Below are 20612 nucleotides of genomic sequence, written 5' to 3'. Positions count from 1 at the left end.
CGTCGACCTTCAACCACCTCCCAGACAACACCCGATTGCTATGCTGCTGATTCCCGCCATCGACCTGAAAGATGGTCACTGTGTACGCCTCAAACAGGGCGATATGGACCAGGCGACGATATTTTCCGAGGAACCGGCGGCGATGGCCCGACATTGGGTCGACCGCGGCGCCCGTCGTCTGCATCTCGTCGATCTGAATGGCGCGTTTGCCGGCAAGCCGAAAAACGAAGACGCGATCCGCGCGATCATCGATGAGGTCGGTGGTCAGATTCCCGTCCAGCTGGGCGGCGGTATCCGCGATCTGAACACGATCGAGCGTTATCTGGACGACGGTTTGTCGTACGTCATCATCGGCACGGCCGCAGTGAAGAATCCGGGTTTCCTGCAGGATGCGTGCACGGCTTTCGGCGGCCATATCATCGTCGGCCTGGACGCGAAAGACGGCAAGGTCGCCACCGACGGCTGGAGCAAGCTGACCGGCCATGAAGTGGCCGATCTGGCGCGCAAGTTCGAGGATTACGGCTGCGAGTCGATCATCTACACCGACATTGGCCGCGACGGCATGCTGCAAGGGATTAACATCGAAGCGACGGTGCGTCTCGCGCGCGCGGTGAAGATTCCGGTAATCGCGAGCGGCGGTTTGTCGAACCTTACGGACATCGAGTCGCTCTGCGAAGTCGAGGACGAAGGCATCGAAGGCGTGATCTGCGGCCGGGCGATCTACTCGGGCGATCTGGACTTCGCGGCGGCGCAAACCCTCGCGGACCGGCTGCGCGAATCGGACGACGCGTAAGGCTCAAGTTCAAAGCGTCGCGGTCGACTCGTAATCGACGCGGCAGCGGACTTGAAAGCGGACGCAACGGCGCGTCCCGAAAGCGCGTCAAGCCGCATTGCTGCGTTTGCAAAGTTGCGGCCTGACGCGGCTCGCCGCGCCGGCACTGTGCCGCTCGTTGACGGTTCAAAGCGAGCGGCCTCATCAGCGGTATTGGCAGAATTGCAAGATCATGGCTCTAGCTAAACGCATCATCCCCTGTCTCGACGTCACGGCTGGCCGCGTGGTCAAGGGCGTCAACTTCGTCGAACTCCGCGATGCGGGCGACCCGGTCGAAATCGCGCGCCGCTACGACGATCAGGGCGCGGACGAACTGACTTTCCTCGACATCACCGCCACCTCCGACCAGCGCGATCTGATCCTGCCGATCATCGAAGCGGTCGCCTCCCAGGTGTTCATTCCGCTGACGGTCGGCGGCGGCGTGCGCGCGGTCGAAGACGTACGGCGGCTGCTCAACGCGGGCGCGGACAAGATCAGCATGAACTCGTCGGCGGTCGCGAATCCGCAACTCGTGCGTGACGCGACGGACAAATACGGCTCGCAATGCATCGTGGTCGCTATCGACGCGAAGCGCGTGTCCGCGGACGGCGAAGCGCCGCGCTGGGAAGTTTTCACGCATGGCGGCCGTAAGGCCACCGGCCTCGAAGCTGTCGAATGGGCGCGCAAGATGGCCGAACTGGGCGCCGGCGAAATCCTGCTGACCAGCATGGACCGCGACGGCACCAAGAGCGGCTTCGATCTGGCGCTTACGCGTGCGGTGTCCGACGCGGTGTCGATTCCGGTGATCGCCTCGGGCGGCGTCGGCTCGCTGCAGCATCTGGCCGACGGCATCAAGAGTGGCCACGCGGACGCCGTGCTGGCCGCCAGCATCTTCCACTACGGCGAACACACCGTGGGCGAGGCCAAGCGCTTCATGGCCGATCAAGGCATTTCGGTGAGGTTGTGACGTGGTGAATCCTTCGGCGGTAGAGTGGCTCGACAAGGTCAGGTGGGACGCGAACGGCCTCGTGCCGGTGATCGCGCAGGAAGCGTCGACCAATGACGTGCTGATGTTCGCGTGGATGAACCGCGAAGCCCTGGCGAAAACCATTGAATTGGGCCGCGCGGTGTACTTCTCGCGCTCGCGCCAGCGCTTGTGGTTCAAGGGCGAAGAATCCGGCCACGTGCAGCATGTGCATGAAGTACGGCTCGATTGCGACGAAGATGTCGTGCTGCTGAAGGTCGAGCAGGTGTCGGGCATTGCGTGCCACACCGGCCGTCACTCGTGTTTTTTCCAGAAATTCGAAGGCACGGTTGACGATGGCGGCTGGGTCGCCGTCGATCCCGTGTTGAAAGACCCCGAACACATCTACAAATGACGCAATCCACTCAATCCACGCAACCCTCTTCGTCCACGGGCGACACGCTGCTGCGCCTCGCGGCCATTATCGACAGCCGTAAGGGCGGCGATCCGGACGTCTCGTACGTGTCGCGCCTGTTCAGCAAGGGCGATGACGCGGTTCTCAAGAAGATCGGCGAAGAAGCCACCGAAGTCGTGCTGGCCGCCAAAGACGTGCGTCAGGGCGGCGCGCCGAACGCGCTGGTCGGCGAAGTGGCGGACCTGTGGTTTCACTGCCTCGTGATGCTGTCGCATTTCGACCTGAGCCCGGCGGACGTGCTTGCCGAACTCGAGCGCCGTGAAGGCCTGTCGGGCATCGAGGAAAAGGCGCTGCGCAAGAGCCGCGAACGCGAGCAGAACGGCGACTGATTGGCCGGATTTGTCCGCGCTGTCTTGAAGTGGCGAACGTCGGCACCCACATTGCACTGAACGCATAGGATCGTATCCTCGGGAGGACGCAAGCATGGAACAGTCGCAAGGAAATTATCCGCCGCCGGTCTACCGCAACGCGATGGAGCCTGAGCGCGAACGCAGTCTGCGCACGCTCACGCACGTGCTGTACGCGCTGTATGCGGTTCATTGGCTAACGGGTGGTCTGACGATTCTGATCGCGATCATCATCAACTACGTGAAGCGGCCCGATGTGGCGGGAACGCCCTACGAAGCGCATTTCGAGTGGCAGATCCGGTCGTTCTGGATGGCCTTGCTGGGTTATGCGATCGGTGGCGTGCTGCTGTTCGTGGTGATCGGTATTCCGGTTCTGTGGGCCGTCAGCATCTGGATGCTGTACCGTATTATCAAAGGCTGGCTGTATCTGTACGATAACAAGCCGCTCGCGAATCCGCGTGGCTGGTTCTGAGTCGAGTCCGGTTGCGGCCGGGCGGGGCATGGGCCAAGCCGCGCCGCATTTCGCTCTCTAGCCATACTGTGTCAGGAATACGATGAGTCACGATCCGAACTGCCTTTTCTGCAAGATCGCCGCCGGCGAGATTCCGTCGACCAAAGTCCACGAAGACGAAGAGTTTGTTGCCTTCCGCGACATCCGCCCGGCAGCGGAAACGCATGTGCTGGTGATTCCCCGTAAACACATCGCCACGCTGTCGAATTGCACCGAAAGCGATGCATCGCTGCTTGGTAGAATGCTTGTGTTGGTGGCGCGTCTGGCCGATCAGCTGGGCGTGGCGTACACCGGCGGTGAAACCGGTTTTCGCACGGTAATCAATACCGGTCCGGGCGGCGGGCAGGAGGTGTATCACCTGCACGCGCACATCCTCGCAGGGCCGCGCCCGTGGCAGCGAATGGGCTGACGGATAATTGCGGATCGTGAGGCGCGCGGCGAGTTTTGGCGGTCGAGAATAGCGCGGCCGTTGTTTTTTGCTGCACTGTAACGACGCCGACGCGATCGTCAGGTCACAATGACACGCCGTGTCGCGGGTTGAATCGAAAAAGCTCGCGGCAACGTATAGATGGAGCGTACGCGCTTCGAATCACGCCGCAAGGCGCACGAGTTTTGCCGCATCGAGATGCGGTGTCGGGGTTAAGGAGAGTAGTCATGGGTTCGTTGAGCATTTGGCATTGGCTGATCGTGTTGCTGATCGTGGCGCTCGTGTTCGGCACGAAGAAGCTGCGCAATATCGGCACCGATCTGGGCGGCGCGGTAAAGGGCTTCAAGGAAGGCATGAAGGAAGCCGAAACGCCCGCAGGTGACGCGCAACAGCGCGAACTGCCGCGCAACGGCACCGTGGATGTGGATGCGAAGGAAAAGACGCCGCGTTCCGGCGATTACCGCTAAGCCGCGGCCCAACCGCGTTACTGACGGACACTCCACTTCATGCTGGACCTCGGTCTAACCAAGATGGCGCTGATCGGCGTCGTCGCGCTGGTCGTACTCGGGCCTGAGCGCCTGCCTCGCGTCGCCCGCACGGCCGGCGCGTTGTTCGGCCGCGCGCAGCGGTATATCAACGACGTGAAGGCTGAAGTTACCCGCGAAATCGAACTCGACGAGTTGCGTCGCATGAAAACCGAGTTCGAAGCGGCGGCCAGCAACGTCGAAACCAGTGTTCAGGACAATCTGCGCAAGCACGAAACCGAACTGAACGACGCGTGGAATAGCGGCACGTCGGTGTCGCCGAGTATTGCCGGCGGCGCGTTCGAAGATGCCGGCAATTCGCCGTGGCAGACCAGCACGCCACCGTCAGGCCCCAAACGCAAGAACTGGCGCGTCAAACAGACCGCCATGCCCACCTGGTACAAGCGCGCCACGACGCGCCGCACGCGCGTGCAGTCGGGTGCGGCGCGCGTGGCGCGGCATACACCGGTCAGCATGCGTCGTCCGACGCGGTTCTTCTGATGATCAGAACGACAATCTCTAACCGAGGGCCGGTGTGAGCGACCCCCAGCAAACCCAGGACGAAGGCACTGAAGAGACCTTCATTTCCCACCTCGTTGAATTGCGCGACCGTATCATCCGCGCCGGCCTGGCCGTCATCGTGGTGTTTGTCGGACTCGTGTATTGGGCGCCGGATATCTTCCGGCTGCTGGCGCGGCCCTTGATGCAGAATCTGCCGAAGGACGGCAAGATGATCGTCACGGACGTGACCGGCTCGTTCTTCGTGCCGATGAAGGTGACCATGCTGGTCGCCTTCGTGATCGCGCTGCCGATCGTGCTGTACCAGATCTGGGCGTTCGTCGCGCCGGGTTTGTATCAGCATGAGAAGAAGCTGGTCGGGCCGCTGGTGGGCAGCAGCTACACGCTGTTCCTGTGCGGCATGGCGTTCGCGTACTTCGTGGTGTTTCCGACCATTTTCCGCGTGATGGCGCACTATAACGCGCCGCTCGGCGCGGAAATGACCACTGACATCGACAATTACCTGAGCTTCGTGCTCACCATGTTCCTCGCGTTCGGCGTGACGTTCGAAGTGCCGATTGTCGTGGTGCTGCTGGTCCGCATGAATGTGCTGACCATCAAGAAGCTCAAGGAAATCCGTCCGTATGTGATCGTGGGCGCGTTCGTGATTTCAGCGGTGGTGACGCCTCCGGACGTGTTCTCGCAGCTGATTCTGGCGATTCCGCTGATCGTGCTGTACGAGGCGGGGATCATCGCGGCGCGGTTGATTGTCGGCAAGCAGAAACCTGTGATTGCGGAAGACAGTCCGCCGGGTTGAGCGGCAGCACAGAGAAGACAAACAAAAAGGGCAGTCCAATCACGGACTGCCCTTTTTGTTTTGCGGTGCCTTTCAACCACTGGCCGCTATCTATCGCTTCTCAACCGCCGTCGTCGTCCTGCTGATCGCCGCCGTTGTCGTCTACCGCCGGTTGCTTCGGCGGGGGCGGGCGCTTGCCGATGGTCACGTCCAGATCCATCTCGCGGCTCTTGCGCACCAGGTGCACCTTCGCCGCCGTGCCCGGCTTGATCTGAGCGATGACGTTCAACAGACGCGTGGTGTCGGTGATCGCCTGGCCGTCCACGCTCACCAGAATGTCGCCCGGTTTGATGCCCGCACGGTCGGCCGGACCATTCTTCAGCACGCCCGCGACGATCGCGCCCGACTTCTGCTGGAGCCCGAACGATTCGGCGATTTCCGGCGTCACGTCCTGTGGCTCCACGCCGATCCAGCCGCGCGTGACCGAGCCCGTCGTGATGATGCTCTCCAGCACGCTGCGCGCGGTGGAGACAGGAATCGCAAAGCCAATGCCGAGCGAGCCGCCCGAGCGTGAATAGATGGCGGTATTGATGCCGAGCAGATTGCCGTTCACGTCGACCAGAGCGCCACCCGAGTTACCCGGGTTGATGGGCGCGTCGGTCTGAATGAAATTTTCGAAGGTGTTGATGCCGAGGTGATTGCGCCCGAGCGCGCTGACGATACCCATGGTCACCGTCTGGCCCACGCCGAACGGGTTGCCGATCGCCAGCACCACGTCGCCCACGCGCGTCTGGTCCATGCGGCCGAGCGTGATGGTGGGCAGGTTGGTCATGTTGACCTTCAGCACGGCCAGATCGGTCTCAGGATCGACGCCGATCACCTTCGCATTGGTGGTGCGGCCGTCGGCGAGCGCGATTTCGATCTGATCGGCGCCGTCCACGACGTGCTGGTTCGTTAGAATGTAACCTTCCGAACTCACGATTACGCCTGAGCCGAGATTCGAAGCCGGTTGTTCCTGCTGCTTGCCTTTGTTCTTGTCGCCAAAGAAATAGCGGAACAACGGGTCTTTCGCGCGCGGATCGGGTGGCAGTGAGCCATCCTTGCTGGAAAACACATTGACGACCGCGGGCATGGCTTTTTGCGCCGCGTCTGCATAGGACGCCTGTGCAGGGCCGGTGCCGATGCCTGGCGCCACTTCCCGGAGGGCGACGATCGGTTCGGCGAGTTGCTTGCCGAATTGCCCTTGACGCTGGAGCCACTGCGGTTTGAGGGTCGCAATGATGAACATCAGCGCCAACAGCACAGTCACCGCTTGGGCAAAGAACAGCCAAAAGCGTCTAAGCATCTGAAGACTAGAGGTTTATATGGATCGGATCGAACTTGAATTGTACTTGAACAATCTCCTTGAAACCGCGCGCTTCAAGGACTATTGCCCCAATGGATTGCAGGTGGAAGGGCGCCGCAAGATCAACAAGCTTGCGACCGGCGTGACGGCTTCGGTGGCCTTCCTCGAAGCCGCGCTCGACTGGGGGGCGGATGCGGTGCTGGTCCATCACGGCTACTTCTGGCGCAACGAGGCGCCGCAGATCACCGGGCGCAAACACGCGCGGCTGAAGCTGCTGATCGCCAACGACCTGAACCTGTTCGCCTATCACCTGCCGCTCGACGACCATCCCGAGTTCGGCAACAACGCGCAGATCGGCGAGAAGATGGGCTGGATCAGCGACGCGCGCTTCGGCGAGAACGATCTCGGCTGGCTCGCCACGTTTCCGATGCCGATCACGCTCGCGCACTTCACCGCGCAAGTCGAACAGACGCTCGGCCGCACGCCGCTCGTGTTCGGCGACCCCGATCGCGAACTGCGCCGCGTGGGCTGGTGCACGGGCGCCGCGCAAGGCATGTTCGACGCAGCGATCAATGCCGGCGCCGACGTCTACCTGACCGGCGAAGTGTCGGAATCGGTGATGCATACCTCGGCGGAAAGCGGCGTCGCATTCCTCGCGGCCGGTCATCACGCCACCGAGCGTTTCGGTGTGCAGGCGGTAGGCAAGCATCTCTCCGAGCAGTTCGATATCGAACACCTGTTTATCGATATCCCTAATCCCGTTTGAATTGAAATTCGGCATTAGATAAGAAAAAGGCACGAATAACGCAGAGGGCGCTTAAAAGGAGGTGCAAAAAAGTTTGCGATCCGTACGGAGAAACCCTGAGTTATCAAGGGCTTCGCACGGTTTTTGGCAATGGGGCCTTGTAAATGCCGACTCCATTCGCGCAAACTAGCGGCGGTAGAAGCGACGTGAAGGAAAAATCCAACTCAGAAGTGGGGCGTGTAATGCGAGACAAGGAAGATGAACGCGTCGACGGCGGCCGCCGTACCTGGCTGATAGCGACGACCGTAGCAGGTGGCATAGGAGGCGTTGCCACTGTCGTACCCTTTGTTAGTTCGTTTGCACCATCTGAAAAGGCCAAGGCGGCAGGCGCCCCGGTCGAAGTCGATATCAGTGATCTCAAGCCTGGCGATATGAAGACTGTCGCCTGGCGCGGTAAGCCCGTCTGGATCATCAACCGCACCGACAGGATGCTCGCCGATGTCCAGAAAGCCGATAACGAAGTAGCGGATCCCCACACCAAGAATCCTTTTTCGATGCCGTTGCCGGAGTACTGCAACAACGAATTCCGTTCGCGCACCGATCACAAGAATCTTTTCGTCGCCGTCGCCGTGTGCACCCATCTGGGCTGTACGCCGACACCGCGCTTCCAGGAGGGCGCGCAGCCCAATCTTCCCGACGACTGGCCAGGCGGCTTCCTCTGCCCTTGCCATGGCTCGACCTATGACATGGCCGGCCGCGTCTTCAAGAACAAACCTGCGCCGCAGAACCTCGACATCCCGCCTTACATGTTTACGTCGGCCACCGGCCTCGTGATCGGCAAGGACGAGAAAGGAGAAGCGTAATGGCGATCGAACACGAAGTAGAGACGACCGGGCTGGTCGGCTGGATCGACCGGCGCTTTCCGCTGACGTCCACCTGGAAAAAGCACGTTTCCGAGTACTACGCGCCGAAGAACTTCAACTTCTGGTACTTCTTCGGTTCGCTTGCGCTGCTGGTGCTGGTCAATCAGATCGTCACCGGCATCTTCCTCACGATGAACTACAAGCCCGACGCGACGCTCGCGTTCTCGTCGGTCGAGTACATCATGCGCGAGGTGCCGTGGGGCTGGCTGATCCGCTATATGCACTCCACGGGCGCGTCGATGTTTTTCGTCGTCGTGTATCTGCATATGTTCCGCGGGCTGCTGTACGGCTCGTACCGCAAGCCGCGCGAACTGGTGTGGGTGTTCGGCTGCGCGATCTTTCTGTGCCTGATGGCCGAGGCGTTCTTCGGCTACCTGCTGCCGTGGGGCCAGATGTCGTTCTGGGGCGCGCAGGTGATCGTGAACCTGTTCTCGGCGATTCCGTTCATCGGACCAGACCTGTCGCTGTGGATTCGCGGCGACTACGTCGTCTCGGACGTCACGCTGAACCGCTTCTTCGCGTTCCACGTGATCGCGATTCCGCTGGTGCTGATCGGGCTGGTGGTGGCTCACCTGGTGGCGCTGCACGAAGTCGGTTCGAACAATCCCGACGGCATCGAGATCAAGGCGAAGAAGGGCCCGGACGGTATTCCGCTCGACGGCATTCCGTTCCATCCGTACTACTCCGTGCACGATTTCATGGGCGTGTCGGTGTTCCTGGTGATCTTCGCGGCGATCATTTTCTTCGCGCCGGAGATGGGCGGGTACTTCCTCGAAGCGAACAACTTCATCCCCGCTAATCCGCTGCAAACGCCGCAGGAAATTGCGCCGGTGTGGTACTTCACCGCCTTCTATGCGATGCTGCGCGCCACCACCGATCCGTTCAAGATCGTGTTGATGATCATCGTCGCGTTGCTCGGTCTGTTCGCGCTGGTGCGTGCTCGCGGCAAGTGGAAGCTCGGTTTGCCGGTGCTCGCGGTGCTGGTGGTTCTGGCCATGGCGTTCACCGAATCGAAGTTCTGGGGCGTAGTGGTGATGGGCGGCGCGGTGATCTCGCTGTTTTTCCTGCCGTGGCTCGACCGCTCGCCGGTGAAGTCGATCCGTTACCGGCCGTTTTTTCACAAGGTGTTCTACGGGATCTTCGTGCTCGCTTTCCTGACGTTGGGCTTCCTCGGCACCAAACCGCCGTCGCCTGCCTCCACGTTGATTGCACAGGTGTGCGCGCTGATCTACTTCGCGTTTTTCCTCGGTATGCCCGTCTGGACGAAGCTTGGTACGTTCAAGCAGCCGCCCGAGCGGGTGCGGTTCAAGCCCCACTAATCGCGAGCCCGGAGAACACGAAATGAAAAAACTGCTTTCGACGTGTGCGCTGATCGGCGCGACACTGCTCGCGGTGCTGGCAGGACCGGCGCACGCGGACGAGAATTTCCCTCTCGACCGCGCGCCCGATAACGCGGAGAATTTTGCTTCGTTGCAGCACGGCGCCCAATTGTTTGTAAACTATTGCCTGAATTGCCACAGCGCGAATCTGATGCGCTACAGCCGGCTGACCGACCTCGGCCTTACGCCGGGCGAAATCCAGTCGAACCTGCTGTTCACCACGGACAAAGTCGGCAACACCATGACCGTGGCGATGCGCCCGGACGACGCGAAAGCGTGGTTCGGCGCGAGTCCGCCGGATTTGTCGGTGGAAGCGCGGGCCCGCGGCAAGGACTGGCTGTACACGTATCTGCGCAGCTTCTATCGCGACAATACGCGGCCGACCGGCTGGAACAATCTGGTGTATGAGAACGTGAGCATGCCTCACGTGCTGTGGCAGCTTCAGGGGCAACGTACCGCGAAGTTCGGTGACGAAGTCGACGAGAAAACAGGCGAAACGGTGCACAAGTTTGTTGGCTTCCAACAGGTCACGCCGGGGACAATGTCGCCGGTAGATTATGATTCTGCTGTGGCCGACCTCGTGTCGTACCTGTCATGGATGTCCGAACCAACGCAGAAAACCCGCAAACAGCTTGGCGTGTGGGTGCTGCTGTTCCTCGGCATCCTGAGCTTTTTCGCCTGGCGATTGAACGCCGCGTACTGGAAAGATATCAAATAATCACGCCGTCACCGGCGTGGGGCCGGCGCCAGGAAAAACCTGCGGTACGGTTTTTCCGCGCGCTGGCCTTTCAGCTTTTTGAGGAAACGTAAACATGATGGTTCTGTATTCCGGCACAACTTGCCCGTTCTCCCAGCGCTGCCGGCTGGTGTTGTTCGAAAAGGGCATGGACTTCGAGATCCGCGACGTCGATCTGTTTAACAAGCCGGAAGACATCGCTGTGATGAATCCGTATGGTCAGGTGCCGATTCTCGTCGAACGGGACCTGATTCTGTACGAATCGAACATCATCAACGAGTATATCGACGAGCGCTTCCCGCATCCGCAACTGATGCCGGCCGATCCGGTTCAGCGCGCCCGCGCCCGCCTGTTCCTGCTCAACTTCGAAAAGGAACTGTTCGTTCACGTCGGCACGCTCGAAAACGAAAAGGGCAAAGCCGCCGAGAAGAATCACGAGAAGGCACGTCTCGCGATCCGCGATCGTCTGACCCAGCTCGCACCGATCTTCCTGAAGAACAAGTACATGCTCGGCGAAGAGTTCTCGATGCTGGACGTCGCGATCGCGCCGTTGCTGTGGCGTCTGGATCACTATGGCATCGAGCTGTCGAAGAATGCTGCACCGCTGATGAAGTACGCCGAGCGCATTTTCAGCCGCCCGGCTTATATCGAAGCGCTGACGCCTTCGGAAAAAGTGATGCGTCGTTGAGTTTGGCTTTAGGGTGAGGGCGCCACGTCTCGATTGTTTTCCGTGTGCGCCCCAACCCGGTAAGAGGACTGTTGATGCAAGAGATTTCCACCAAGCCGTATCTGCTGCGCGCGCTGTACGAATGGTGCACGGATAACGGCTACACGCCCCATATTGCGGTCCGGGTCGACAATCAGACGCGTGTGCCACGTCAGTTCGTGCGCGACAACGAGATCGTGTTGAACATCAGCTTCGAGGCGACCAGCCAGTTGCAGATGGGCAATGAATGGATCGAGTTCAGCGCGCGTTTCTCCGGCAAGTCGCACAAGATCGAAGTGCCGATCGCCAATATTCTCGCGATCTATGCGCGCGAAAACGGACAGGGCATGGCGTTCCCGGTCGAATCGGCAGGCGGTGAAGCGCAGGATTCGGGCGCCGATGCGGAACTGGCGGACGAGACCGAGGCGCAAGCCGCACCCCGCGCTACGGCGCCGCGCGCGGTCGAAGCGCCGTCAGCAGCCGACGACGCTGCCGCCAAAGCGGATAGCGCGACAGATGGCCCGCAACCTGACGATGACGGATCAAAAGGTGGCGGAAGGGCTCGCCTCAAGATCGTGAAATGAAGTAGAATCACGGCCTCATGCCGGCTTAGCTCATCAGGTAGAGCGCTTGACTTGTAATCATGAGGTGGCGGGTTCGAGTCCTGCAGCCGGCACCAGTTGTACGAAAACGGGTTTCTGAATCATTTCAGAAACCCGTTTTTTATTTGGAACGGGAATCGGACGAACCGGCTGGGTTTGCGTCCGGCGGCCCTTGCTGCACGGGGCAGGAGAGGTGAAGGTGTGCCGGTTCAGGAGGTTGGGTGAGACCGGAAAAGGGCTCATTTTCACCATATCTCATTCACCTTGTCGATTGTGGACATTTCAGTCTACATTAGGCCTCCGATTTGCTCTTAGGCCGCGCCGGAAGGGCGTGGTGTCAGCTTCTTCCCGGTGATCATCGACAGATACCGTCCCGCGAACCCGACCGGGAGAGGTACTATTCGGGCGTCAGTCGGCATCACTATCCGTCCAGTTCGGCGGGCAACGCCCCCGAGACGCGATATTTCACCGCGTCACTCCCGCGCAACCCATCCCACCTTCACCACCTTCATCATGACCAGCCCCGCAACCATCACCTGGCCCGAAGCCGACGGCCCCCGCTCCGCGCGTTGGCGCTCCGAGGCCGCCGTGCCGCCGCCCAAACGCGTGGTCGTCGCGGATGACCGCACCACTGCCGACTCCGCCTACCGCCTCGCCTGCGAAGGCACCGCGCTACTGTGGAACGGCGATTTCCAGAACGCCCGTCAGTTGCTGCAGGCAGTTACGCGCCGGCTGGAGCGCAAACCGCGCAAGCAGGGCGAAACCCCGCTCGACGCGTTCAACCTGCATCGTCAGGCACAGTCGCAACGTGCCCGCACGCTCGGCATGATCCTGATCCCGCTCGACGCCGCTTACGCAATTCCGCTGCGCCGCGCGCCTGAAGTGCAGCAGGCCTGTATCGAAACTTATGGGCCGTCTACCGACGAACCCTCGGTCGTGTCGCTGCGCGAATTGCTCGGCTTGATCGGCGCGCACGAGTGGCGCAAGAAGGGCGTGGAAATTCCCGCGCTGGGCGAGCGCATTCATCCGCACTACGGCGTGTTTTCACCGGTGCGCGGTGAGTATGTGGATCTGGTCGCGCGCACGCCGTTGCCGTCACTGAACAAGGCGTTCGATATCGGCACCGGCACCGGCGTGCTGGCTGTGTTGCTCGCCAAACGCGGCGTGAAGAAAATCGTCGCAACCGACCAGGACCCGCGAGCGCTTGCCTGTGCACGCGAGAATCTCACGCGTCTTGGCTACGATCAGCAGGTCGAGGTTGTGCAAGCCGATCTGTTTCCGGAAGGCCGTGCGCCGCTGGTGGTCTGCAATCCGCCGTGGGTGCCGGCGCGGCCTGCCTCGCCGATTGAATATGCGATCTACGATTCGGAAAGCCGTATGTTGCTCGGCTTTCTGAACGGTCTCGCGGAGCATGTGTCGCCGGGTGGGGAGGGCTGGCTGATCATGTCGGATTTCGCCGAGCATCTCGGATTGCGCACTCGCGAGTGGTTGCTTGCCGCCATTGAAAAGGCAGGATTGACCGTGGTGGGTCGCGAGGACATTCGTCCGCGGCATCCGAAGTCGACCGATGAGACCGATGCGCTGCACACGGCGCGTATGGCTGAAATAACGTCGCTCTGGCGTTTGAAGGCGCGCTAAATGATGACGCGCAAGGGCGCGCGATGACAGATGACACGCAGTAAGGCCGCCGCTGAAACGCGGCGTGTCAGACCTGCACGCCGCGCGCCTTGAGATACGCTAATACGCCGCGTCCTGCCACCAGTCCGCTGGCGAAGCAGGCAGTAAGCAGATAACCGCCGGTCGGCGCTTCCCAGTCGAGCATTTCGCCCGCGCAGAACGCGCCGGGCAGACGCTCGATCATCAAATGTTGATCGAGCGCTTCGAAGGGGATGCCGCCGGCGGTGCTGATCGCTTCCGCGATAGGCCGGGCGCGCGTGAGCCGCACCGGCAGTGCTTTGATTGCATGCGCCAGACCATTCGCGTCGGCGAAGGCTTCCTTCGACAGAATCTCGTGCAGCAGGGCCAGTTTTACCCCACTAATCCCGATTCTGCCGTGCAGGTGAGTCGACATGGAGCGCGAGCCGCGCGGTCGCGTGACTTCGGCGACGACACGCTCCAGCGTCAAGCCTGGCGCCAGGTCCAGCGTGATCGTGACATCCCCGTCCGCCAGAATCCGCTCGCGGATGACTGCCGATAATGCATAAATCAGGCTCCCTTCGAGGCCGGTTTCGGTCAGAAGTATTTCACCTTGTCGATTGTGGACTTTTTTGTCTACATCGCTGAGCGTGATGGCTACCGATTTCACCGGCTGACCGGCGAAACGCTCGCGTAGATAGGGACTCCAGTCCGCATCGAAGCCGCAGTTCGCGGGCCGCAGCGGTGTCACCGGTACCTCGCGTGCGCTCAGCAGCGGCACCCAGGCGGCGTCCGACCCGAGCCGCGGCCAGCTTGCGCCACCGAGTGCGAACACCACGGCGTCGCAGGCCACGCTTTGCTTGCCGTCGGGTGTTTCGAAGCGCAACGTGTGCGTCGCGGTGTTGCCGTCATCGCTGTCATTGTCCCAGCCGGTCCACTTGTGGCGCATGTGAAAGCGCACGCCGGCTTCTCGCAGCCGATGCAACCACGCACGCAACATCGGCGCCGCTTTCATGTCGGTTGGAAACACGCGCCCCGAACTGCCGACGAATGTTTCGACGCCAAGCCCGTGTAACCATGCCCGCAAGGCGTCGGGACCGAACGTCTCGAGCAGCGGCGCGATCTGTTCGCGACGCGCGCCATAGCGGTTAAGAAACGGCTCCAGCGGTTCCGAATGCGTGATGTTCATGCCGCCTTTGCCCGCCATCAGGAATTTGCGGCCAACCGACGGCATCGCGTCGTAGACATCGACCTGCAAGCCGGACTGTGCGAGCGCTTCGGCGGCCATCAAGCCGGCGGGGCCGCCGCCGATCACGGCGATGCGGGCGGTATGGAAGGAGGGTGACATGCGGTCCTGCGGATGAGCGGAGGGGCGGCGCGTTGGCCCGATCTAACAGATCTGGCAATCGGGCGGGGCGAAGGGGGCTATTTTCACACCGTGAGCAGCGCAGGGCAAACGGCGTGCAGCGAACGGCTGACGAGCCAACGGGCCGGCGCGAGCTGGCGGCCGAAAAGAGCTGGGTTCGGGCGTGTCGCAATCCCTTGTGGTCGCGTTCGCTCCTTTGCAATCCCCATGCGCGAACTATACTTTTCAAACACCTTCCACCGGACGCAGTCCGCTTCTTCCCCGCGTCACATTACCCCACCGCTCTCATTTCGCCCGACACGGCCAATGCAGCCGCGCCGCGGCCGGCGACGTGGTCTGCGCGCCCGCTGTTTGTCTGGATATTTCGACGTTTGATCAAGGAGACTGTCATGACTCGCAAATACATCGACTGTCGCGAGTTCCCGAGCGAAATGAATTGCACCGTTGCCCTATCCGCCGACAGCGAGAGCGAATTGCTCGACGCGGCCGTGCAGCATGCCGTCACGGTGCACAAACATACGGACTCGCCGGAACTGCGCTCGCAACTCAAGACGCTGTTTCATGAAGGCACGCCGCCGGTCGAGGCGCCGCGTGCGTGATTCGTTGTTCTTGTCCTTGAGGAGAAGGCCGGCTAACCAGCGCGAACGGCGGCGCGCCGTTCGCGCTGGTCGCGGCGTTGTGTAGACGTGCTAGCCGGGATAAGCCTCATCCACTTTCAGGCCAGCCAGTTTGAAGATGACCCGCAGCGTTTGCGGTTTGATGTCGCGGCGCGAAGCGAGCGTCGTCATGACGAAGTCGAGCACTTTCGCGTACTTCAGCATCGTCAGGCATGTTTCCATGTCGACGCTGCCATCGCGCATGACTTCGGCTAGTCGCAGCATTTCGGTGGAGATGTCGCGCGCCATTTCCAGTTCGAGCTGCTGCTTTTCCGACCACGCGGGGGCGGCGGTGAGCTTCGCCAGCATTTCCTGAAACTTCTGCTCGACGTTTCCGTTGGGTACGATGTCCATTGCTGCCTCTTCTATTATCCAGGCGCGCGTCCGTTTGAGATCGCGGCGCGCTGCTGGTTACGTAACGTTCGGTCCGTGTTCCGGGACCGTCCTCCCCACATGCATTCGGTTCGCGTGACAGAAGCCACGGCCGGAGCCTGTTGTTATGCGCGACACGGCTTACGCTATCGTGTGAGCCGGCCCGCAAGATGCTTTCAAGCCACGTCGAGAACGTCCCGCATACCGCCTTTTGAGCAGGAAGTGTTCCAGGTTTGCGGTGTTTCTCGCATGGTCGACGCGGCTCCTTAGGTGAGCGGCCTGCGCTTTGGGTAAACTGGCAGCAACTTTTCCTTTTTTCCGTCATCTGTCGCACGTTCGCGTTGCAATCGATGGCGGTCCCCACGATGTCCAGCAAAACCCACGAAATCCGTCCGAACCAATCCGTCGAACTGTTGAAGGAGCTTCATATCCTGACGCGCGACGGCAAGATGAACCAGGACAGCCGCCGCAAGCTGAAGCAGGTCTATCACCTGTTCCAGTTCATCGAGCCGCTGCTGAAAGACCTCAAGGCGCAGCAGGGCGCGGTGACGCTTGTCGACCATGGCGCGGGCAAGTCATATCTAGGTTTTATCCTGTATGACCTTTTCTTCAAGGAGTTTCAGGACGCCGCTGGTGGTGCTTCGCACATTTACGGCATCGAAACGCGCGAGGATCTCGTGACGAAATCCGAGGAGCTGGCCGGCCGGCTGGGTTTCAAGGGAATGTCGTTCCTGAATCTGTCGGTGGCGGAGTCGATTACTTCGGAGCGTTTGCCGGCGCAGATCGATATCGTGACGGCGTTGCACGCGTGCAATACCGCAACTGACGACGCGCTCCGGTTTGCTCTGGAAAAGCACGCAAAATACATCGTAGTCGTGCCGTGTTGCCAGGCTGAGGTAGCCGGGGTTTTACGGCAGAACAAAGGTAAATCGCTGGGAAATGCTTTGACCGAGATTTGGCGGCATCCGCTGCATACCCGGGAATTTGGAAGCCAGATAACCAATGTGCTGCGCTGCCTGCAACTGGAAGCGCACGGATATCAGGTGAGTGTGACCGAGCTGGTCGGCTGGGAACATTCCATGAAGAATGAGCTGATTATTGCGCAGTTCAAGGATCTGCCGAGACGGCGTCCTACCGAGAGGCTTAATGAAGTGATGGAGACACTCGGAATCGAGGAACTGAAAGACCGGTTCTTTGTTTCAGCCTGATCGGCCCTGCCGCGGTGGCTTTTGCGCAGCCACCGCGCGAACTACATTTTCATCAATTCGTTCCAGCCTTTAAGACCGATCCGCCGAAGAGTCTCCTGATTCCGCTCATAAATATCTTCCGCATCGGGAAAAGCCTGAACTGCCCGTTCAATACTATTCTCGCGCAGCAGATGCAAAATAGGATAAGGCGCCCGATTCGTATAATTCTCGATATCGTCGGGCTCACTGCCTTCAAACTGATAATGAGGGTGAAAGCTGGCAATCTGAATAATGCCTTCCAGCCGAAGTTGCCTGATCATTCTTTCGGCAAAGAACAGGCAATCGTTGTAGTCGAGAAAATCATCAAATGCCCGCGGTAAAACCAGAAGCGTGGTATCTATCGCTTCTGGATTCGCCGCGACCAGCGCCTGAAGTTCGGTTTCGAGATCGGTTAAAACCCCTTCCATATCCACGGCGTCGCTCACTGCGTAGCGAATCTGGCCCTTCACATGCACGGCCTTGGCAAAAGGACACAAATTGAGCCCAATCACGGCCTCTGTCAGCCAATGACGAGTGGCGGCGATAACAGCATCATGAGATTCGACAGGCGACGACATGGCAGGCAGCGAAAGGGTAAAGTGTCATTCTAACGGCGCGGAACGGCACCGATCCGCGCTTTGCCGCCGCAACACGGCAAGAACCTCAGCGAGCCGGCGACCCGCCGCATGCCGCGGCAATCAACTGCGCCGCCACCTTCGGCGCGGCAAGAATCGGCCCGCAGCCCGGGCCGTAGGTCTGGCTGGCCGCGTACACGCCTTCGATCATCAAACCCAGGCCGTTGGCCAACGCCACCGGATCATCGGCGCCTGCTGCGGTCGTCAGTTCCAGAAGCCGCGCCATCAGCCGTTCCTTGTTGCGAAACACGAATTGGCGGGCCGGATGCGTCGTGTCGGAAAACTCCACCGATATATTCACGAAAGGACAGCCGCGGTAGTCGTCGATCGAGGCACGGACCGCCAGGTCGTCGAAATATTGCTGAAGCTGCTTCGCGGGCTCGCCCGGATGCTTCGCAAAACTCTTCTCCACGTAGCCGAAGAACTGCTCGTCCTTTTGTTCCAGATACGCCATCACCAATTCGTCCTTCGACGAAAACTGGCGGTACAAACTCATCTTGTTCACGCCCGCGCGTTCCACTACTGCATCGACGCCGACCGTCCGCACACCTTCGCGATAAAACAGTTCGGCCGCGGCGCGCAACAGATGCTGCTGCGCCTGCGGGCCGGCCGTCTGCGTGGCGCGTACTCGCCGTGCACCGGCCGGCTTGAGGGTTTCACTGTCGGACATGGAACACCACCTGAATTGAATTGACGCCTTGACATGTTACCGACCAGTCACTAAGATCGCAACACTCATTGTGACTGATCTGTCACAAGTCCTTTACCGAAGTCGTAACAATGCGAGCGGCGCGGCCGGCAGGCAGGCGTCGATTGGAGAACCGATGAACTGGGCAGCGAGACTGATTGGCGGACGTTTTCACTACGGCTGGTTGACGGTCGCGGTGGTGTTTCTGGTGCTGCTGGCGGCGGCCGGCACGCGCGCCACGCCGAGCGTGATGATGGTGCCGCTGGAGCATCAATTCGGCTGGAGCCGCGCGACGATTTCGCTCGCGATCTCCGTGAACATCGCGCTGTACGGTCTGATGGGGCCGTTCGCGGCCGCGGCGATGCAACGCTTTGGCGTGCGTCCCACCTTGCTGATCGCGCTCGGCACGATGGCGGCGGGCGTGGCGCTGTCGTCGCTGATGACGCATCCGTGGCAGATGGTTCTGATCTGGGGCGTGATGGTCGGCGGCTCGACGGGGGTGGCGGCGCTGTCGTTGTCCGCCACAGTCGTGACGCGCTGGTTCACCACGCATCGTGGTCTCGTGATGGGGATTCTCACCGCTAGTTCGGCCACCGGCCAACTGGTGTTCCTGCCGATGCTCGCGGCCATCGCCGAGCATTACGGCTGGCGTCAGGTGGTGTGGACCGTCGCGGGCGCAGCGGCGATTGTTTTGCCGCTGGTCGCGTTTCTGTTGCCGGAGCGGCCCGCGGATATGAAGTTGCGTCCGTTCGGCGAACCGGCTGACACGCCGATTTCCACCTCGGTGACGAAGCAGAATCCGTTGGCTATCGCCTTCGGCACCCTCGCGATGGCGAGCAAGACGCGTGATTTCTGGCTGCTGTTCTTCAGCTTCTTTATCTGCGGCGCGAGTACCAACGGTTACGTCGGCACGCACCTGATCGCGATGTGCGGCGATTACGGCATGACCGAAGTGCAGGGCGCATCCTTGCTTGCCGCAATGGGCATTTTCGATCTGTTCGGCACGACGTTGTCGGGCTGGCTGTCGGACCGCTTCAATAGCCGCGTACTGCTGTTCTGGTACTACGGTTTGCGGGGCTTGTCGCTGATGTATCTGCCGCACGCGTTCGGCATCGATTTCTTCGGTCTGCCGCTGTTCGCGGTGTTCTACGGTCTCGACTGGATCGCCACCGTGCCGCCCACCGTGCGTCTCGCAACCGATGTCTACGGCAAGGAAGCGGCGCCGGTCGTGTTCGGCTGGGTGGTCGCCGGCCATCAACTCGGCGCGGCCTTCGCGGCGCTCGGCGCGGGTATGCTGCGCGCGAGCCTCGGCACATACACGGTGGCGTCGATGATTTCCGGCGGGCTGTGCCTGGTTGCCGCCGTGATCGTGCTGCGAATCAACCGGCCGGCCAAGGTGCCGGAGCCGCAAGCGGTATAACGCCGCGCTCCAGAGCACGGCGAACAGGGCGAATCAGCGCAAACGGCCTCGTACGGGGCCGTTTGCCGTTGCTGAGCCGACGTGAAAACTAAAGCGCACTAGATGGAGCGCGAGCGGCTCAGCCCGGTTATGCTATGAGACCCCGGGCAGTCGCCCGTCGATCATGAATTTCGACCGAGAGAAGCGCATGACCAACAAACCCGCCCCTACCGCAGTTGCCATTCACGAACTGATTGCAGGTCGCTGGAGCCCGCGCGCGTATTCGAGCGAGCCGGTGAGCCGCGAAGATCTGCATTCGGTGCTCGAAGCGGCACGCTGGGCGCCGTCTTCGTATAACGCGCAACCCTGGCGTTTCCTCGTATTCGACCGCAGCGTCGATGAAGTCTCGTTCAAGCAGGCTTTCGCCACGCTGGTGCCGTTCAATCAAGGCTGGAATGCGCCGGCGCCGGTGCTGATCGCGGTGACCACGCACACGCTCACCAACAAGGGCGAAGTGAACCGTTGCGCGCCGTACGACGCGGGTGCTGCGGCGATGGCGCTGGTGCTGCAGGCGCATGCACTCGGACTCGCCGCGCATCAGATGAGCGGCTTCGATCCGGCTGCGTTCCGCACGGCGTTCAAGCTGCCGACTGATGTCGACGTGATCGCCATCATTTCGCTCGGCCATTACGGTGACGTCGATAAGCTCGATCCGGTTTTGCGTGAGCGCGAGAAGTCGGTGCGTCAGCGTTTGCCGCTGGCCGACATTGCGTATGGCGGCGGCTGGAAGAAGGCGTTCTGAGCGTCTTGCAGCCTTGGCGGTGATGAAAAACGCGCGGCGCTGGC

At 61.0% G+C, this 20612-nt stretch carries 25 protein-coding genes and 1 tRNA gene; 21 read left to right on the top strand and 5 right to left on the bottom strand.

The features are described from left to right. Window positions 1-40 precede the first annotated feature (40 nt). The 9 genes from hisA to tatC all read left to right on the top strand — a co-directional run bounded on the left by hisA (window position 41) and on the right by tatC (window position 5374). Entirely contained in the window at window positions 41-793 is a 753-nt protein-coding gene (hisA, locus tag ACOSV0_RS18115; protein ID WP_434107493.1) for a 1-(5-phosphoribosyl)-5-[(5-phosphoribosylamino)methylideneamino]imidazole-4-carboxamide isomerase, read from the top strand. Window positions 794-1004: 211 nt separating this feature from the next. After that, complete coding sequence (hisF, locus tag ACOSV0_RS18110; RefSeq protein WP_063497498.1) at window positions 1005-1778, top strand: imidazole glycerol phosphate synthase subunit HisF; 774 nt, start codon at window positions 1005-1007, stop codon at window positions 1776-1778. A gap of 1 nt (window position 1779) precedes the next feature. Beyond that, entirely contained in the window at window positions 1780-2190 is a 411-nt protein-coding gene (gene hisI, locus ACOSV0_RS18105) for a phosphoribosyl-AMP cyclohydrolase (RefSeq protein WP_434107492.1), read from the top strand. Beyond that, complete coding sequence (locus ACOSV0_RS18100; protein WP_434107491.1) at window positions 2187-2579, top strand: phosphoribosyl-ATP diphosphatase; 393 nt, start codon at window positions 2187-2189, stop codon at window positions 2577-2579. The genes hisI and ACOSV0_RS18100 overlap by 4 nt, the downstream gene beginning before the upstream one ends. 94 nt (window positions 2580-2673) lie before the next feature. Then, on the top strand, window positions 2674-3069 hold the full coding sequence (locus ACOSV0_RS18095) for a DUF4870 family protein (protein WP_434107490.1): 396 nt from the start codon (window positions 2674-2676) through the stop codon (window positions 3067-3069). An 82-nt stretch (window positions 3070-3151) separates the two neighbouring features. Beyond that, the gene (locus ACOSV0_RS18090) at window positions 3152-3517 is read left to right on the top strand and encodes a histidine triad nucleotide-binding protein (protein ID WP_434107489.1); all 366 of its coding nucleotides are present in this window, start codon (window positions 3152-3154) and stop codon (window positions 3515-3517) included. A gap of 245 nt (window positions 3518-3762) precedes the next feature. Then, window positions 3763-4002 (top strand): Sec-independent protein translocase subunit TatA, encoded by a 240-nt coding sequence (gene tatA / locus ACOSV0_RS18085; RefSeq protein WP_434107488.1) that lies wholly within the window; start codon window positions 3763-3765, stop codon window positions 4000-4002. 39 nt (window positions 4003-4041) lie between these two features. After that, complete coding sequence (gene tatB / locus ACOSV0_RS18080; protein ID WP_434107487.1) at window positions 4042-4560, top strand: Sec-independent protein translocase protein TatB; 519 nt, start codon at window positions 4042-4044, stop codon at window positions 4558-4560. 34 nt (window positions 4561-4594) lie between these two features. Continuing rightward, window positions 4595-5374: a twin-arginine translocase subunit TatC gene (gene tatC / locus ACOSV0_RS18075; RefSeq protein WP_054036635.1), complete on the top strand. Its 780-nt coding sequence runs from the start codon at window positions 4595-4597 to the stop codon at window positions 5372-5374. A gap of 100 nt (window positions 5375-5474) precedes the next feature. Here the strand turns inward: tatC and ACOSV0_RS18070 are convergent, their stop codons facing one another. Then, window positions 5475-6698, bottom strand: a complete 1224-nt coding sequence (locus tag ACOSV0_RS18070) for a Do family serine endopeptidase (RefSeq protein WP_434107486.1) — start codon at window positions 6696-6698, stop codon at window positions 5475-5477. A gap of 19 nt (window positions 6699-6717) precedes the next feature. Here ACOSV0_RS18070 and ACOSV0_RS18065 point away from each other — a divergent pair, with 19 nt between their 5' ends. From ACOSV0_RS18065 to ACOSV0_RS18030, 8 genes are all read left to right on the top strand, one after another. After that, window positions 6718-7464: a Nif3-like dinuclear metal center hexameric protein gene (locus ACOSV0_RS18065; protein ID WP_434107484.1), complete on the top strand. Its 747-nt coding sequence runs from the start codon at window positions 6718-6720 to the stop codon at window positions 7462-7464. Window positions 7465-7685: 221 nt separating this feature from the next. Continuing rightward, window positions 7686-8306 carry a ubiquinol-cytochrome c reductase iron-sulfur subunit gene (gene petA / locus ACOSV0_RS18060; protein WP_120289276.1) on the top strand — a complete coding sequence of 207 codons (621 nt, stop codon included), beginning with the start codon at window positions 7686-7688 and terminating at the stop codon, window positions 8304-8306. Continuing rightward, window positions 8306-9685 carry a cytochrome b gene (locus tag ACOSV0_RS18055; RefSeq protein ID WP_434107483.1) on the top strand — a complete coding sequence of 460 codons (1380 nt, stop codon included), beginning with the start codon at window positions 8306-8308 and terminating at the stop codon, window positions 9683-9685. Before petA ends, ACOSV0_RS18055 begins: the two co-directional genes overlap by 1 nt. Window positions 9686-9707: 22 nt before the next feature. Further along, window positions 9708-10463, top strand: coding sequence for a cytochrome c1 (locus ACOSV0_RS18050; RefSeq protein WP_434107482.1), 756 nt, complete (start codon window positions 9708-9710; stop codon window positions 10461-10463). Between the two features lie 94 nt (window positions 10464-10557). Next, complete coding sequence (locus tag ACOSV0_RS18045; protein WP_006052302.1) at window positions 10558-11169, top strand: glutathione S-transferase N-terminal domain-containing protein; 612 nt, start codon at window positions 10558-10560, stop codon at window positions 11167-11169. A 74-nt stretch (window positions 11170-11243) separates the two neighbouring features. Beyond that, the gene (locus ACOSV0_RS18040; RefSeq protein WP_434107480.1) at window positions 11244-11771 is read left to right on the top strand and encodes a ClpXP protease specificity-enhancing factor; all 528 of its coding nucleotides are present in this window, start codon (window positions 11244-11246) and stop codon (window positions 11769-11771) included. 19 nt (window positions 11772-11790) lie between these two features. Next, window positions 11791-11866: transfer RNA gene (locus ACOSV0_RS18035), tRNA-Thr, on the top strand. A 436-nt stretch (window positions 11867-12302) separates the two neighbouring features. Next, window positions 12303-13427, top strand: a complete 1125-nt coding sequence (locus ACOSV0_RS18030) for a methyltransferase (RefSeq protein ID WP_434107478.1) — start codon at window positions 12303-12305, stop codon at window positions 13425-13427. A gap of 67 nt (window positions 13428-13494) precedes the next feature. On the opposite strand, the gene ACOSV0_RS18025 is transcribed toward ACOSV0_RS18030, so the two are convergent. Then, window positions 13495-14772, bottom strand: a complete 1278-nt coding sequence (locus ACOSV0_RS18025) for a TIGR03862 family flavoprotein (RefSeq protein WP_434107477.1) — start codon at window positions 14770-14772, stop codon at window positions 13495-13497. A gap of 407 nt (window positions 14773-15179) precedes the next feature. Here ACOSV0_RS18025 and ACOSV0_RS18020 point away from each other — a divergent pair, with 407 nt between their 5' ends. Next, the gene (locus ACOSV0_RS18020; protein ID WP_201079526.1) at window positions 15180-15389 is read left to right on the top strand and encodes a DUF1059 domain-containing protein; all 210 of its coding nucleotides are present in this window, start codon (window positions 15180-15182) and stop codon (window positions 15387-15389) included. A gap of 90 nt (window positions 15390-15479) precedes the next feature. Here the strand turns inward: ACOSV0_RS18020 and ACOSV0_RS18015 are convergent, their stop codons facing one another. Further along, on the bottom strand, window positions 15480-15800 hold the full coding sequence (locus tag ACOSV0_RS18015) for a DNA-binding protein (protein ID WP_179734681.1): 321 nt from the start codon (window positions 15798-15800) through the stop codon (window positions 15480-15482). 383 nt (window positions 15801-16183) lie between these two features. Between ACOSV0_RS18015 and ACOSV0_RS18010 the strand changes: the two genes are divergently transcribed. After that, window positions 16184-17026 (top strand): class I SAM-dependent methyltransferase, encoded by an 843-nt coding sequence (locus ACOSV0_RS18010; RefSeq protein ID WP_434107476.1) that lies wholly within the window; start codon window positions 16184-16186, stop codon window positions 17024-17026. 41 nt (window positions 17027-17067) lie between these two features. Here ACOSV0_RS18010 and ACOSV0_RS18005 read toward each other — a convergent pair whose 3' ends face one another. Both ACOSV0_RS18005 and ACOSV0_RS18000 read right to left on the bottom strand, forming a co-directional pair. Then, the gene (locus ACOSV0_RS18005; RefSeq protein WP_434107475.1) at window positions 17068-17622 is read right to left on the bottom strand and encodes a DUF1415 domain-containing protein; all 555 of its coding nucleotides are present in this window, start codon (window positions 17620-17622) and stop codon (window positions 17068-17070) included. Between the two features lie 85 nt (window positions 17623-17707). Next, a complete protein-coding gene (locus tag ACOSV0_RS18000) occupies window positions 17708-18349 on the bottom strand; it encodes a TetR/AcrR family transcriptional regulator (protein WP_434107474.1) in 642 nt (213 codons plus the stop codon). 154 nt (window positions 18350-18503) lie between these two features. Here ACOSV0_RS18000 and ACOSV0_RS17995 point away from each other — a divergent pair, with 154 nt between their 5' ends. Continuing rightward, a complete protein-coding gene (locus ACOSV0_RS17995) occupies window positions 18504-19787 on the top strand; it encodes an MFS transporter (RefSeq protein WP_434107473.1) in 1284 nt (427 codons plus the stop codon). Between the two features lie 187 nt (window positions 19788-19974). After that, window positions 19975-20568, top strand: a complete 594-nt coding sequence (locus ACOSV0_RS17990) for a nitroreductase family protein (protein WP_434107472.1) — start codon at window positions 19975-19977, stop codon at window positions 20566-20568. The last annotated feature ends 44 nt before the right edge of the window (window positions 20569-20612 follow it).

The organism is Paraburkholderia caffeinilytica, assembly GCF_051027425.1.
In the GTDB taxonomy this organism is placed as follows: Bacteria; Pseudomonadota; Gammaproteobacteria; order Burkholderiales; family Burkholderiaceae; genus Paraburkholderia; species Paraburkholderia caffeinilytica_A.
Note: the sequence above shows the minus strand (reverse complement) of the source record. Positions and strands in the feature narration are given on the sequence as shown.

Excerpts from the sequence above, each read along its gene's own strand:
- hisA (WP_434107493.1), top strand. The coding sequence starts at position 41 with ATGCTGCTGATTCCCGCCATCGACCTGAAAGATGGTCACTGTGTACGC.
- hisF (WP_063497498.1), top strand. The coding sequence starts at position 1,005 with ATGGCTCTAGCTAAACGCATCATCCCCTGTCTCGACGTCACGGCTGGC.
- ACOSV0_RS18100 (WP_434107491.1), top strand. The coding sequence starts at position 2,187 with ATGACGCAATCCACTCAATCCACGCAACCCTCTTCGTCCACGGGCGAC.
- ACOSV0_RS18095 (WP_434107490.1), top strand. The coding sequence starts at position 2,674 with ATGGAACAGTCGCAAGGAAATTATCCGCCGCCGGTCTACCGCAACGCG.
- ACOSV0_RS18090 (WP_434107489.1), top strand. The coding sequence starts at position 3,152 with ATGAGTCACGATCCGAACTGCCTTTTCTGCAAGATCGCCGCCGGCGAG.
- tatA (WP_434107488.1), top strand. The coding sequence starts at position 3,763 with ATGGGTTCGTTGAGCATTTGGCATTGGCTGATCGTGTTGCTGATCGTG.
- tatB (WP_434107487.1), top strand. The coding sequence starts at position 4,042 with ATGCTGGACCTCGGTCTAACCAAGATGGCGCTGATCGGCGTCGTCGCG.
- ACOSV0_RS18070 (WP_434107486.1), bottom strand. The coding sequence starts at position 6,698 with ATGCTTAGACGCTTTTGGCTGTTCTTTGCCCAAGCGGTGACTGTGCTG.
- ACOSV0_RS18065 (WP_434107484.1), top strand. The coding sequence starts at position 6,718 with ATGGATCGGATCGAACTTGAATTGTACTTGAACAATCTCCTTGAAACC.
- petA (WP_120289276.1), top strand. The coding sequence starts at position 7,686 with ATGCGAGACAAGGAAGATGAACGCGTCGACGGCGGCCGCCGTACCTGG.
- ACOSV0_RS18055 (WP_434107483.1), top strand. The coding sequence starts at position 8,306 with ATGGCGATCGAACACGAAGTAGAGACGACCGGGCTGGTCGGCTGGATC.
- ACOSV0_RS18050 (WP_434107482.1), top strand. The coding sequence starts at position 9,708 with ATGAAAAAACTGCTTTCGACGTGTGCGCTGATCGGCGCGACACTGCTC.
- ACOSV0_RS18045 (WP_006052302.1), top strand. The coding sequence starts at position 10,558 with ATGATGGTTCTGTATTCCGGCACAACTTGCCCGTTCTCCCAGCGCTGC.
- ACOSV0_RS18040 (WP_434107480.1), top strand. The coding sequence starts at position 11,244 with ATGCAAGAGATTTCCACCAAGCCGTATCTGCTGCGCGCGCTGTACGAA.
- ACOSV0_RS18030 (WP_434107478.1), top strand. The coding sequence starts at position 12,303 with ATGACCAGCCCCGCAACCATCACCTGGCCCGAAGCCGACGGCCCCCGC.
- ACOSV0_RS18025 (WP_434107477.1), bottom strand. The coding sequence starts at position 14,772 with ATGTCACCCTCCTTCCATACCGCCCGCATCGCCGTGATCGGCGGCGGC.
- ACOSV0_RS18020 (WP_201079526.1), top strand. The coding sequence starts at position 15,180 with ATGACTCGCAAATACATCGACTGTCGCGAGTTCCCGAGCGAAATGAAT.
- ACOSV0_RS18015 (WP_179734681.1), bottom strand. The coding sequence starts at position 15,800 with ATGGACATCGTACCCAACGGAAACGTCGAGCAGAAGTTTCAGGAAATG.
- ACOSV0_RS18010 (WP_434107476.1), top strand. The coding sequence starts at position 16,184 with ATGTCCAGCAAAACCCACGAAATCCGTCCGAACCAATCCGTCGAACTG.
- ACOSV0_RS18005 (WP_434107475.1), bottom strand. The coding sequence starts at position 17,622 with ATGTCGTCGCCTGTCGAATCTCATGATGCTGTTATCGCCGCCACTCGT.
- ACOSV0_RS18000 (WP_434107474.1), bottom strand. The coding sequence starts at position 18,349 with ATGTCCGACAGTGAAACCCTCAAGCCGGCCGGTGCACGGCGAGTACGC.
- ACOSV0_RS17995 (WP_434107473.1), top strand. The coding sequence starts at position 18,504 with ATGAACTGGGCAGCGAGACTGATTGGCGGACGTTTTCACTACGGCTGG.
- ACOSV0_RS17990 (WP_434107472.1), top strand. The coding sequence starts at position 19,975 with ATGACCAACAAACCCGCCCCTACCGCAGTTGCCATTCACGAACTGATT.